At 63.2% G+C, this 13539-nt stretch carries 11 protein-coding genes; 6 read left to right on the forward strand and 5 right to left on the reverse strand.

The genetic code is table 11. The annotated features are described in order from the left end of the window. Positions 1-3 precede the first annotated feature (3 nt). Complete coding sequence (locus tag IVB19_RS35750) at positions 4-846, reverse strand: ABC transporter permease (RefSeq protein ID WP_247295993.1); 843 nt, start codon at positions 844-846, stop codon at positions 4-6. Between the two features lie 231 nt (positions 847-1077). After that, positions 1078-2049 (reverse strand): aliphatic sulfonate ABC transporter substrate-binding protein, encoded by a 972-nt coding sequence (locus IVB19_RS35755; RefSeq protein ID WP_247295914.1) that lies wholly within the window; start codon positions 2047-2049, stop codon positions 1078-1080. Between the two features lie 187 nt (positions 2050-2236). Here IVB19_RS35755 and IVB19_RS35760 point away from each other — a divergent pair, with 187 nt between their 5' ends. Next, positions 2237-5026, forward strand: coding sequence for a [protein-PII] uridylyltransferase (locus IVB19_RS35760; RefSeq protein WP_085361945.1), 2790 nt, complete (start codon positions 2237-2239; stop codon positions 5024-5026). Between the two features lie 24 nt (positions 5027-5050). Here the strand turns inward: IVB19_RS35760 and IVB19_RS35765 are convergent, their stop codons facing one another. Next, positions 5051-5950, reverse strand: coding sequence for a LysR family transcriptional regulator (locus tag IVB19_RS35765; protein ID WP_018455891.1), 900 nt, complete (start codon positions 5948-5950; stop codon positions 5051-5053). Between the two features lie 159 nt (positions 5951-6109). On the opposite strand from IVB19_RS35765, the gene IVB19_RS35770 reads away from it, so the two are divergent. Beyond that, positions 6110-6508: a nuclear transport factor 2 family protein gene (locus tag IVB19_RS35770; protein WP_247364288.1), complete on the forward strand. Its 399-nt coding sequence runs from the start codon at positions 6110-6112 to the stop codon at positions 6506-6508. 94 nt (positions 6509-6602) lie between these two features. Here IVB19_RS35770 and IVB19_RS35775 read toward each other — a convergent pair whose 3' ends face one another. After that, positions 6603-7133 (reverse strand): methylated-DNA--[protein]-cysteine S-methyltransferase, encoded by a 531-nt coding sequence (locus tag IVB19_RS35775; protein WP_018455889.1) that lies wholly within the window; start codon positions 7131-7133, stop codon positions 6603-6605. Positions 7134-7223: 90 nt separating this feature from the next. Here IVB19_RS35775 and IVB19_RS35780 point away from each other — a divergent pair, with 90 nt between their 5' ends. The 3 genes from IVB19_RS35780 (at position 7224) to IVB19_RS35790 (ending at position 10406) form a co-directional block, all read left to right on the forward strand. Beyond that, complete coding sequence (locus tag IVB19_RS35780) at positions 7224-7586, forward strand: DUF1304 domain-containing protein (RefSeq protein WP_231189569.1); 363 nt, start codon at positions 7224-7226, stop codon at positions 7584-7586. 135 nt (positions 7587-7721) lie between these two features. Next, a complete protein-coding gene (locus tag IVB19_RS35785; RefSeq protein ID WP_026233046.1) occupies positions 7722-8948 on the forward strand; it encodes an ABC transporter substrate-binding protein in 1227 nt (408 codons plus the stop codon). A 231-nt stretch (positions 8949-9179) separates the two neighbouring features. Then, positions 9180-10406, forward strand: a complete 1227-nt coding sequence (locus IVB19_RS35790; protein WP_085385519.1) for an ABC transporter substrate-binding protein — start codon at positions 9180-9182, stop codon at positions 10404-10406. An 84-nt stretch (positions 10407-10490) separates the two neighbouring features. On the opposite strand, the gene IVB19_RS35795 is transcribed toward IVB19_RS35790, so the two are convergent. After that, positions 10491-10916, reverse strand: a complete 426-nt coding sequence (locus IVB19_RS35795) for a DUF1330 domain-containing protein (protein ID WP_018455884.1) — start codon at positions 10914-10916, stop codon at positions 10491-10493. Between the two features lie 167 nt (positions 10917-11083). Here IVB19_RS35795 and IVB19_RS35800 point away from each other — a divergent pair, with 167 nt between their 5' ends. After that, on the forward strand, positions 11084-13297 hold the full coding sequence (locus IVB19_RS35800; protein WP_018455883.1) for a transglycosylase domain-containing protein: 2214 nt from the start codon (positions 11084-11086) through the stop codon (positions 13295-13297). Positions 13298-13539 lie beyond the last annotated feature (242 nt).

The raw sequence follows: 13539 nt of genomic DNA on the forward strand, positions 1-13539 counted from the left end.
GCCTTATGCTCCCGTTGTACGCCCAAAGGCGTCCTGCCAGCGCAGGAAGGGCGCAGCCGCGATCTCGATCAACCAATCCGTGAGCTTGCCGAGGATCGCGAAGATCACGATGGCGGCGAGGATCTGCGCGGGCTTGCCGAGCTGCTGGCCGTCGAGCAGGAGATAGCCGAGGCCTTCGGACGCGCCGATCAGCTCGGCCGCCACCACGAACATCCAGCCCAGACCAAGACCGACGCGCAAGGACACGACATAGGCCGGCAGCACCGCGGGCAGCAGGATACGGCGGATCATGGCAGGCCCGGAGAGACGGAATGTGCGACCGACCTCGACGATCTTGCGATCGACGATGAGGATCGCGCCCATCACGCCGAGATAGACCGGAAAGAACACGCCGACTGCGATCAGCGCGATCTTCGAGGTCTCGAAGATGCCGAGCCAGAGGATGAACAGCGGCACCCAGGCCAGCGACGGGATCGCGCGCAGCGCCTGCACGGTCGGGTCGAGCAGCCGCCGCGCCAGCGACCAATAGCCGGATATGGCGCCGAGCAAGGTCCCCGCGACCACGCCGAACGCAAAGCCAAGGCCGACACGCCACAGCGTTGCGGCGATGTGACGGAACAGTTCGCCGGAGCGCGCAAGATCAACGACGGTGGCGAACAAGCGCGAGGGCGGCGGCACCAGCCGGCCGTTGGACCAGCCGGACCAGACCACGAGTTCCCAGCCAAGCGCGAGGGTCAGTGGCAACAGCAATCCCAGCGTCGGCCCCGCATAGCGCGACAGCCGCGAGGGCGCGGCGCTCTCGGCCGGTTCCGTAGTCTGTTGCAGGACTGGCGCGTCAGAGATCATGGCCGGTAGGAAGCGCGTCCTGTGCGAGATTGCAAGGGCGCGCGGCATTCTCGGCGTCGTCCCGGACAAGCGCAGCGAAGCGGAGCGCAGATCCGGGACCCCTAACCACGGGAAGGCGTGGCTACGGTGACTCGGAGTTGCCCCTTTGGCGCCAAACCACTTCCTGTGGTTATGGGTCCCGGGCTCGCTTCGCGCCCCGGGACGACGACCGAGTTTGCCGCCCGCCTGCCTTTAATTCGTCGGCAGCGGGACCTGATCGTCGATCAACGCATCCAGCGTCGCCTTCACATCGACCTTGGCGTCGACGACGCCGGCCTGTTGCAGGGCGAGGCCCGCGGCGAGGATCGATTCGCGCTGGGGCGCGCCGATGCGGCTGTGGGTCAGCTCGGTGCGCTCCTTGAGTTGCTTGTCGACGACAGGCTCCGGCAGCTTGGTCACGGCGATGAAGGTCTTCTTGAGCTCGTCGTAATTCGCGAGCGAATATTTGCGCGCCTCTTCGTACACCGCGAGCACGCGGCGGGCGGCGTCCGGATAGTCTTTCAAAAACTGCTCGCGCACATTGAGGATGCCCCAAGTGTTGGCGTCGGCCTTGCGATAGAACAGTTTCGCGCCGTCCTCGACCTCGGCCTGCGCCATCATCGGATCGAGCCCGGCCCACGCATCGACGTCGCCGCGGATCAGCGCGGTCTTGCCGTCGGCGTGCTGGAGCAGCACCGGCGTGATGTCCTTTTCGGTGAGACCTGCGCCAAGCAATGCGCGCACCAGGAAGATGTGCGGATCGGTGCCGCGCGTCACCGCGACCCGCTTGCCCTTGAGATCGGCGACATTAGCAATCTTGGAATCCTTTGATGTCACCAACGCCGTCCATTCGGGACGCGAATAGACGTAGATCGACTTGATCGGGTTGCCGTTGATACGCGCGACCAGCGCCGCCGAGCCCGCGGTCGAGCCGAAGTCGATCGAGCCCGCATTGAGGAATTCGAGCGCCTTGTTGGAGCCGGCCGACTGCACCCAGGTGACGGTGATGCCGTCCTTGGCGAACTCCTTTTCCAGGAGTCCCTTCTGCTTCAGGACCATCGACACCGGATTATAGGTCGCCCAGTCGATACGGATTTCCTTGAGCGGATCCGCCGCCCGCGCCGCGGGGGACATGGCAAGAGCGACCGCTCCCGCCAACAGTATGCGTCGTGTAATCCTGGTCATGCCCGACCTCCTCAAAACTTCATTGTTTTTCAATGAGTTAGATCTAGAAATCAACGAGAAAATCCATCCCTCGAAAGCGCGCCGGCTGAGAACAGCTTTGCCCAAAGCCGCACCTTTCCAGCATGGAACGACTATTGCGAGAGAATGGCGGGTGACAGCGCCGGCCGCCTCTTATATCCGGTGAGACATGGACAGCGTCGCGACTGAACACAAGGCCGAGGTGGACGATCGCTTCGACACCGCGCGGATCACCGCCGCGGTCGATGCGCTTGCCGAGAAGCACCAGGGACGCGAGGACGCGTTCCGCACGGCCATGGCGCAACTGCTCAAGGCCGAGCTGATTGCCTCGCGCGCTGCGGCACAGACGATCCTGCTGAAGGACCGTCATGGCCGGCGCTGCGCCGAGCGACTGTGCCACGTGCAGGACGAGATCATCCGCATCCTGTATTCGGCCGCGACCCGCCATCTCTACCGCTCGCCGATTCCGAGCGGTGCCGAGCGCATGGCAGTGGTGGCGACCGGCGGCTATGGCCGCGGCCTGATGGCCCCCGAGTCCGACATCGATCTGCTCTTCATCCTGCCCTACAAGCAGACCGCCTGGGGCGAGCAGGTCGCCGAGGCCATTCTCTATTGCCTCTGGGACATGGGGCTGAAGGTCGGTCACGCCACGCGCTCGGTCGACGAGTCGATCCGGCAGGCGCGCGGCGACATGACCATCCGCACCGCGATCCTGGAGACGCGCTTCCTTACCGGAGACCGGCCGCTCTATGACGAGCTGGTTGCCCGCTTCGACAAGGAGGTCGTGCAAGGCACCGCGTCCGAGTTCGTCACCGCGAAACTCGCCGAGCGTGAGGAGCGGCATCGCCGCGGCGGCCAATCGCGTTATCTGGTCGAACCCAACGTCAAGGACGGCAAGGGTGCGCTCCGCGACCTGCACACGCTGTTCTGGATCGCGAAGTACGTCTACCGCGTGAGCGACACCGACGAACTGGTCGACCGCGGCGTGTTCGACGCGCAGGAATACCGCACCTTCCGCCGCTGCGCCGACTTCCTCTGGTCGGTGCGCTGCAATCTTCACTTTTACTCCGGTCGCCCTGAAGAGCGCCTCTCCTTCGACCTCCAGCGCGAGATCGCGGTCCGGCTCGGCTACACCTCGCATCCCGGCATGCAGGACGTCGAACGCTTCATGAAGCACTACTTCCTGGTCGCCAAGGAAGTCGGCAACCTCACCGCCATCCTCTGCGCCAAGCTCGAGGACCAGCAGGCCAAGCCCGCGCCGGTGCTGAGCCGGATGATGGCGCGGCTGCGCCCCACCGCGGTGAAGCGGCGAGTGCCCGACAGCGACGACTTCATCGTCGACAACAACCGCATCAACGTCGCCGCGCCCGACGTGTTCAAGCATGATCCGGTCAATTTGATCCGCATCTTCCGCCTGGCGCAGAAGAACAATCTCGCCTTCCACCCGGACGCGATGCGCGACGTGACGCGTTCGCTCGGCCTGATCAACGCGCAGATGCGCGAGAATCCCGAAGCCAACCGGCTGTTGATGGAGATCCTGACATCCGACAACGCGGAAATCGTGCTGCGGCGGATGAACGAGACCGGCGTGCTCGGCCATTTCATCCGTGCCTTCGGCAAGATCGTCTCGATGATGCAGTTCAACATGTATCATCACTACACCGTCGACGAGCATTTGATCCGCTGCGTCGGGTTCCTCCAGGACATCGAACGCGGCGGCATCGAGGAATTCGCGGTGGCGAGCGACCTGATGCGCAAGATCCGGCCGGAGCATCGCTCCGTGATCTACATTGCGACGCTGCTGCACGACGTCGCCAAGGGCCGGCCCGAGGATCACTCGATCGCCGGCGCCAAGGTGGCGCGACGGCTCTGCCCGCGGCTCGGCTTCAGTCCGGCCGACACCGAGCTCGTGGCCTGGCTGATCGAGGAGCATCTGACGATGTCCACGGTCGCACAGTCGCGCGATCTCTCCGACCGCAAGACCATCGAGAATTTCGCCGCCGTGGTGCAGTCGGTCGAGCAGATGAAGCTCTTGACGATCCTGACCACCGCCGACATCCGCGGCGTCGGCCCAGGCGTGTGGAACGGCTGGAAGGCGCAGCTCTTGCGCTCGCTGTACTACGAGACCGAACCGGTGCTGACGGGTGGCTTCTCGGAGGTAGACCGCGGCAAGCGGCTCACGGCCGCGTATGCCGAATTCCGTAACGCCTTCGCGGAATGGCCGGCGGAAGAGCTCGACGCCTATATCGCCCGGCACTATCCGGCCTATTGGCTCAAGGTCGAGCTGCCGCGCAAGATCCGCCACGCGCGCTTCGTCCGTGCCAGCGAGCAGGCGGGCCACAAGCTCGCGATCAATGTCGGCTTCGACGAGGTGCGTGGCGTCACCGAGCTGACCATCTTCGCCGCCGACCATCCCTGGCTGCTGTCGATCATCGCAGGCGCCTGTGCCTCGGCCGGTGCCAACATCGTCGATGCCCAGATCTACACCACGACCGACGGTCGCGCGCTCGACACCATCTCGATTTCCAGGGAATACGACCGCGACGAGGACGAGGGACGGCGCGCCACACGCATCGGCGAGATGATCGAGGACGTGCTGGAAGGCAAGCTGCGTCTGCCCGAAGTGGTGGCCCGGCGCACCGTGCGCGGCAAGGCGCGGCCGTTCGTGATCGAGCCGGAAGTGACCATCAACAACCAATGGTCCGACCGCTACACAGTGATCGAAATGTCCGGCCTCGACCGCCCCGGGCTGCTCTACGAGCTGACCACCGCGATCTCGAAGCTCAACCTCAACATCGCCTCGGCCCATGTCGCGACCTTCGGCGAGCGCGCGCGCGACGTGTTCTACGTCACCGATCTCCTGGGCGCACAGATCAGCGCGCCGACACGTCAGGCCGCGATCAAGAGCGCGCTGACCCACGTGATGGCCGGCGACAAGGCGGTTCAGCCAGCGGCCTGACTTCTCTCGTCATTCCCCGCTGAATCATCGCGCCGACTTTTGTTCGGAGAATCGCAGCGCGTTCACCAGCGCAGACAGCGTCGCCGGTTGATGCCGACGACTGGGATAATACATGAAGAAGCCCGGAATTGGCGGAGTCCAATCCTCCAGCACCCGGACAAGGCGGCGCTTCGCAACATATTCGGCGACCTGCTCTTCATAAGCGAGTCCCACACCAACCCCGGCGAGCGCCGCCTGGATCACCAGGTGGGTATCGTCAATGATGAGTGGGCCGTTCACGTTGATCGTGACCGACTTTCGTCCCTGCTGAAACTCCCACCGATATGGTCCACCCGCAAGACGCAGCGTAACGCACCGATGATCGTTCAGATCCTTTGGTTTCTTGGGGATGCTTCGTGAAGCGAAATAGCTTGGCGAGCCCACTACCGCCAATCGCAGTTCGGGCGTGAGGCGAACCGCGATCATATCCTTTTGAATGTACTCGCCAAGCTGGATACCGGCATCGAACTCGCCTGCAACAAGGTCCACGGGGCCAGTGACGGTAACAACGTCCAGAACGATGTCCGGGTAGGACTCAGCGAAAGCTCTCAACCGCGGCAACAACACCATCACGGCAGCTGATCGTGACATTACGATTCGGAGACGACCTTCGGGTCGCTGCCGAACACTTCGGGCCTTGTCGAGGGCGTGACGAATTTGCTCAAGCGCCGGAGACAAGTCTTCCAAAAGAGCTGCCCCCGCAGCGGTTGGCGCAACGCTCTTGGTTGTTCGAGCGAGCAGCTGCAGCTCAAGCCGTTGCTCAAGCCTCCGGATTGTGTGACTCAAGGCAGACTGAGACACACCCAGCTTTATCGCAGCGCGCGTAAAGCTTCGTTCACTGGCCACGATTGCGAACGTCGCGAGCTCGTTCAATTCGTTTGTCATCGTCTATGAATATCGATCATAAGCCCATGCCGCGCAAGTCGGCTGGCTTCATAAACAACTATGCCGTAGGCTCCCACCCGCAATTCGACGACCTACGGTGCTTTTCTGCACGGGCGCCAGGCTGACGCTCGGCACGGCTGGCCGGGCCGGGCCGCATGAATGCCCGGTGTAACGGCTTTGAGGATGACAATGAATACGGACGTTCCCGCCTTGCACTCCCTTGCGCAAACCTATTTCGATGCTGCCTATGAAATGGATGCCGAGAAATTTGCATCCATATTTCACCCCTTGAGTTCCGTGACGAAGGTCGCCGAGGACGGCAACGTGGGCGTGACGCCGATTGCGACCTGGCTGGCAGCGGTCCGCGACATGAAAGCTCCAAAGCAACAGGGCTTCGAGCGAGACGATCAGATCCTGTCGACGGATGTTGAAGGAGAGCTCGCGCTTTTGAAGGTGAAATTGCGCATCCCGCCGCGTTACTTCACAGACCTGTTGTCGTGCTTGAAGGTGAACGGGACCTGGAAGATCGCGCAGAAAGTAATGACGTCGAACGTCTGATGGATTCGGTCACGGCGGGGGAGAGCGGCCGAAGGCTCGCTCGACGGCCCATCGCCGGCCGCCGCCAATCGCTCAACCGTTGTCAAACAGGCGCTTAGACCGCCACGCCTTCATGCCGCAGCAGCCAGCGCTTGCGCTCGAGGCCGCCGCCATACTTCACCAGAGAACCATCGGCGCCGATCAGGCGGTGGCACGGCAGCACCACGCTGATCGGATTGGAGCCGTTGGCATGGCCGACGGCGCGAATGGCTTTGGGCGTGTCGATCCTTGCGGCGAGCGCGCCGTAACTCATTGTGGTGCCGGCAGGGATTTGCGCCAATGCATTCCAGACCTTCTGCTGGAACGGCGTGCCGGCGATGCGCCAGGCGATGTCTGAGAGCTGGCCGAGATCGCCGTCGAAATAGTCCGACAGCGCAGTCCGCATGGCCGCGGGCGCGGGCTGGTCACTCAGGTCCACCAGACCGTAATGCAGGCGCAAGAGCTCGCGCATGCGGTGCTCGTAATCCTCCCAGTCGAGCGCGCGCAAGGCGCCCTCAGCGTCGGTGATCAGCAGCGCGATCCCGATCGGCGTCGCCAGCCGATCGAGGCCGAAGCTTACAGGCGGTTTGGTCGGTCGCGCGGGCATTGCGGCACCATTGCATCGAAACACGCCATCGCACTTGCCACGCCAGCCGTGCTAGCGTCCACCCGAAAGCTGACGCTGGGGGAGCTCAACTTGATCTGGATCGCGAATATCCTGGTGGCGCTGGTCGCCGCACTGCACGCTTACTTCCTGATCCTGGAGATGTTGCTCTGGGACAAGCCGCAGGGCTTGAAGGTTTTCCGCAACACGCCGGAGAAGGCAGCGATCACCAAGGTGCTGGCCGCGAACCAGGGACTCTATAACGGTTTCCTGGCCGCCGGCCTGGTCTGGGGGCTGGTGCACGGCAATCCGGCCTTCGCGTTCCAGATCAAGGCGTTCTTCCTGCTCTGCGTGATCGTGGCCGGCGCTTATGGCGCGGCGACCGTCAGCACGCGGATCCTGATCGTGCAGGCGCTGCCGGCGGCGCTCGCGCTGTTGGCCTTGTTCCTGACCTGAGATGCCATAGCGCGGCACCGCGATCCTTGCGCGGCGCCTGCCGTTCCTCCACAATCTCCGACAGCGATGGCGACCGTTGGCAATCAACGGGACAAGACCGTCGGTCGGAAATTCCGTCAGGAGGAACAAGCCCACATGAGCAATCGCAGAGCCTTCATCACCGCCACGGCGGCGCTCGCCTTCGCGTTCTCCGCCAACCAAGCTCTCGCCCAGAAGAAATACGACACCGGCGCGAGCGACACCGAGATCAAGATCGGCCAGACCGTGCCGTTCTCCGGGCCCTATTCCGTCTACGCCAATATCGGCAAGACCCAGGCCGCCTACTTCAAGATGATCAACGATCAGGGCGGCATCAACGGCCGCAAGATCAATCTGATCCAGTATGACGACGCCTATTCGCCGCCGAAGACGGTCGAGCAGGTGCGCAAGCTCGTCGAAGGCGACGAGGTGCTGTTCACCTTCCAGATCATCGGCACGGCCGCGAACGCTGCCGTGCAAAAATATCTCAACGGCAAGAAGATCCCGCAACTGCTGGCCTCGACCGGCGCCGCGCGCTTCAACGATCCGCAGAACTATCCCTGGACCATCGCCTATAATCCCAACTACGTGTCCGAGGGACGCATCTACGCCAAGTACATCCTCAAGGAGCATCCGAACGCCAAGATCGGCGTGCTCTACCAGAACGACGACATGGGCCGCGACTATCTCGCCGGCCTCAAGAGCGGTCTCGGCGACAAGGCCGCCAGCATGATCGTCGGCGAGGTGTCCTACGAGGTCACCGATCCGACGGTGGACTCGCAGGTGGTCAAACTGAAGTCGTTGGGCGCCGATCTTTTCTATGATGCCTCGACACCCAAATTCGCGGCGCAGGCGATCAAGAAGGTCGCCGAGCTCGGCTGGACGCCGGTGCACATTCTCGACATCAACGCGAGCCCGATCTCGGCGACGTTGAAGCCGGCCGGTCTCGACATCTCCAAGGGCATCATCTCCACCCAATACGGCAAGGAGCCCGGCGATCCGCAGTGGAAGGACGATCCGGGCGTGAAAGCGTTCTTTGCCTTCATGGACAAGTATTTCCCCGAAGGGGACAAGCTCAATACCGTCAACACCTATGCTTATTCAGTCGCCGAATTGCTGACGCAGGTGCTGAAACAGTGCGGCGACGACCTGTCGCGTGAGAACGTGATGAAGCAGGTCGCTAACATCAAGGACTTCACCCCGAGCTTCGCGCTACCCGGCATCAAGATCAACACCGGGCCGAACGACTACCGCGTCAACAAGCAGATGCAGATGATGAAGTTCAACGGCGAACGCTGGGAGCTGTTCGGCCCGATCATGGAGGATGCGGGTCCAGCGGGTTAGCCTCTCGGATATCTCATAGGGCGGGTTACGCCCGGCGGACTGCACTTCGCGCATCCGCCGGCGCTGCCCACCTTACAAACCTGCTGCGCAGCCGCGCATGCTACGAACTGCGGGCGCACGCCCAAACTTGCGTTGCAACAACGCCTCATCCACTATCGCCGTCAGCGGTGACATCAGGTGCGCACAGGCGCACCTGATTGATCACCGGCAACAAACATTGAGGAAATGCGAATGAGGAATGGAATGCTGCATCTGGCCACGGCAACGGCGCTGACCCTGGCGCTATCGGTCTCGGCGGCCAATGCCCAGAAGAAATATGATCCGGGGGCCAGCGATACCGAGATCAAAGTCGGCCAGACCGTGCCGTTCTCGGGACCGGCATCGGCCTACGCGTCGATCGGCAAGACCCAGGCCGCCTATTTCAAAATGATCAACGACCAGGGCGGCATCAACGGCCGCAAGATCAATCTGATCCAGTATGACGACGCTTACTCGCCGCCAAAAGCAGTGGAGCAGGTGCGCAAGCTGGTCGAGAGCGACGAGGTGCTCTTGACCTTCCAGATCATCGGCACGCCATCGAATGCGGCCGTGCAAAAATATCTCAACTCCAAGAAAGTGCCGCAGCTGTTCGCGGCCACCGGCGCCTCGAAGTTCACGGACCCGAAGAACTTTCCGTGGACGATGGGCTACAACCCTAACTATTTCGTCGAGGGCCGCATCTACGGCCAGTACATCCTGAAGGAATATCCAAACGCCAAAGTCGGCGTGCTCTATCAGAACGATGATCTCGGCAAGGACTATCTGAACGGCATCAAGGCCGGGCTCGGCGACAAGGCCGCCAAGATGATCGTCAACGAGTCCTCCTACGAAGTCTCGGACCCGACCGTCGATTCGCAGATCCTCAAGATCAAGGATGCCGGCGCCGATCTGTTCTTCAGCGCCAGCACGCCGAAGCAAGCGGCGCAGGCGATCAAGAAGATCGGCGAGATCGGCTGGAAGCCGGTGCAGATCGTCGACATCAACGCCACCTCGGTCGGCGCGGTGATGAAGCCTGCCGGTCTCGACGCCGCCAAGGGCGTGATCAGCGTCAATTACGGCAAGGATCCGCTCGATCCGACCTGGAAGGACGATGCCGGCCTGAAGAAGTATTTCGACTTCATGGCGAAGTACTATCCGGACGGCGACAAGGATTCGAACTTCAATACCTACGGCTACGGTACCGCCCAGCTTTTGGCCCACGTGCTGCAGCAGTGCGGCGACAACCTGACGCGCGAAAACGTCATGAAGCAGGCGGCTTCGCTGAAGGACGTGACCAGCGATATCGCCCTGCCCGGCATCAAGGCCAACACCTCGGCGACCGACTACCGCGTCAACAAGCAGCTTCAGATGATGAAGTTCAACGGCGAACGCTGGGAGCTGTTCGGCCCGCTCCTGGAAGATGCGGGTCCGGCGGGTTAGTTTTCTCGGAGCAAGCAGGTGAGGCGTGGATGGCCGAGTCAAGCCCGGCCATCCACCTTGAGGAGGGAGTTCCGCCGACGCCGCTCAGGCCGGCACCTCGCCAAAGTTCTTGCCCACCGGCAGCACCGCGTGCCGAATGAGCCGTGAATCCTCCACGGCGGCCTGCCTGTGCTTAACCGCTTCGCGATAGACGGGATCGCGGATCATCTCGACGAACGCGGCGACGCTTGGGTATTCGGCGATGAAGCAATGGTCCCAGCGCTCAGTCTCGGGGCCGATCAGCATCAACTCGAATTTGCCTTGCCAGACGATGCGGCCGCCGAGGCGTTCGAACACCGGGCCGCTCTCGCGGCCATAGGCCGCATAGGCTTCCGCGCCGCTCGCCTTGCGGCCATCTGGATAGGCTGCCTCCTTGCGTAAGCGCACCAGGTTGAGCATGTGGATCGGGCCGGGACGGTCGTTGTCCCGGAACTGCGCGAAAATCTCCTTGGTTGGATCGATGTGGCCCATCTGAGTTTCCTTTTCTTTTATGCCGGCGATCCTAGCTCTGCCGACCTCCCAGCGGAACTGCGGCCAGCGAATGCCGCACCTCCTAATCGCGCGTTAAGCTCTGGGTAACCGGGCCTTAAACAGCGACCGCTAGCGTGCGGCGGGGCGGGCTGACCGGGCGTTTGCGTATGGGGTTGGGAAAGAAAAAGGGTGGGCGGAAGGAGCCGTTGTTCGGCTTGCCTGCGGCACTCGCCGATCTGCGCCTGACCGCGGCCGACCGCATTCCTGGCGGCGATGAGAAGCCGAAGAAATCAACGAAGTCATCTGCCAAGCGCAAGAGCGAGGATGCCGGCGACGAGCCGCCGCGCGAGCGGAAGGCGCCAGCCGGCCGCGGCAGCCCCAAGCGGCGATCGAAGTCACGCATCGGCGCGAGCCTTGGTCGCCTGGTCTATTGGGGCGCGGTGCTGGGCCTATGGGGCGCCATCGCCGTGATCGGCGTCGTGATCTATGTCGGCGCTCATCTGCCGCCGATCCAGTCGCTGGAAATCCCCAAGCGGCCGCCGACGATCCAGATCGTCGGCATGGACGGCAGCATGCTGGCGCAACGCGGCGAGATGGCCGGCGCCAACGTCTCGCTGAAGGATCTGCCGCAATATCTGCCCAAGGCGTTCATCGCCATCGAGGATCGCCGCTTCTATTCGCATTTCGGCATCGATCCCGTGGGCATCCTCCGCGCGCTCGTCACCAACGTGCTCCATCGCGGCGTGTCGCAGGGCGGCTCGACGCTGACGCAGCAATTGGCGAAAAACCTGTTCCTGACCCAGGAGCGCACCATGGCGCGCAAGCTGCAGGAAGCGGAGCTCGCGATCTGGCTGGAGCGCAAGCATTCCAAGAACGAGATCTTGGAGCTCTATCTCAACCGCGTCTATTTCGGCTCCGGCGCCTACGGCGTCGAGGCCGCCGCGCAGCGCTATTTCGGCAAATCGGCCAAGAACGTCACCGTCGCGGAAGCGGCGATGCTGGCCGGTCTCGTCAAATCGCCCTCGCGGCTCGCGCCTAACCGCAACCCCGAGGGCGCAGAAGCGCGCGCGAAAATCGTGCTCACGGCGATGGCGGATGCCAAATTCATCACCGAAGCGCAGGCGCAGGCCTCGATCGGCCAACCCTCCTACAATGTGAAGCCGGTCGGCGCCGGCACGGTCAATTACGTCGCCGACTGGATCGGCGAGGTGCTGGACGATCTGGTCGGCCAGATCGACGAGAGCATCAAGGTCGAGACCACGATCGATCCGAAGCTCCAGAGCGTGGCGGAAGCCGCCATCATCGACGAGCTCGCGGCCAAGAGCGTGAAATTCAATGTCAGCCAGGGCGCACTGGTGGCGATGACGCCCGACGGCGCGGTTCGCGCCATGGTGGGCGGGCGGAACTATTCCGAGAGCCAGTACAACCGCGCGGTCACCGCCAGGCGCCAGCCGGGCTCCTCGTTCAAGCCGTTCGTGTACCTGACCGCGCTCGAGCAGGGGCTGACGCCCGACACGGTCCGCCAGGACGCGCCGATCGAGGTCAAGGGCTGGAGGCCTGAGAACTACACCCACGAATATTTCGGCGCGGTGACGCTGACCCAGGCGCTCGCGATGTCGCTCAACACGGTCGCCATTCGCCTCGGCCTCGAGGTCGGGCCGAAGAACGTGGTGCGCACCGCGCACCGGCTCGGCATCTCCTCGAAACTCGAGCCCAACGCCTCGATCGCGCTCGGCACCTCCGAAGTCTCGATGGTCGAGCTGGTCGGCGCCTATGCACCCTTCGCCAATGGCGGCTTCACGGCGACGCCGCATGTCGTCACGCGGATCAGGACGCTCAGTGGCAAGCTGCTCTACATGCGCCAGGCGGACGAGCACAACCAGGTGGTCGACCCGCGCTATGTCGGCATGATGAACGCGATGATGCGGGAAACGCTGATCAGCGGCACCGCCAAGAAGGCGGAGATCCCGGGCTGGCCAGCGGCCGGCAAGACCGGCACCAGCCAGGACTACCGCGACGCCTGGTTCATCGGCTACACCGCCAACCTCGTCACCGGCGTGTGGCTCGGCAATGACGACAACTCGCCGACCAAGAAGGCCACCGGCGGCGGCTTGCCGGTCGAAGTCTGGTCGCGCTTCATGCGCACAGCGCACGAGGGCGTGCCGGTAGCAGCCTTGCCGAGCTCTCCAGGTGGCTGGGGCCTGTCGAACCTGGCGCAGGCGACGTCGCAGGTGTCGCCGCCAACAGCGGCAGCGCCCGGACCCGCACCGGCCAGCAACGGCGGCTATCGCCCACCCCCCACGCGCGCCAATGCGCGACCGGAGGCAGCCGCAGGACTCGATGGCTGGCTGATGGACCGGCTGTTCGGCGGGAATCGCTAGCGCCGACCTGAGGTCCGGGTGACCTCAAAACAAAAACAAGCGAAAACAACCCCATGCACAGTAGCCGAGGATAACGAAATCAACGGCTTGCGTGAGGCGCAAGACGGCTGATTCTGACAGCAAAGCCATTTGACACCTCGGGCAAAACAGAACCGTTCCGCCATCATCCCGAACGCGGCCGCTATCTCGGCTCTCCCGGTTCGCCACCGGTGTCGTCTTCGGCAAGTCCTGCCTACCATGGC

This window comes from Bradyrhizobium sp. 187 (genome assembly GCF_023101005.1).
In the GTDB taxonomy this organism is placed as follows: domain Bacteria; phylum Pseudomonadota; class Alphaproteobacteria; order Rhizobiales; family Xanthobacteraceae; genus Bradyrhizobium; species Bradyrhizobium canariense_D.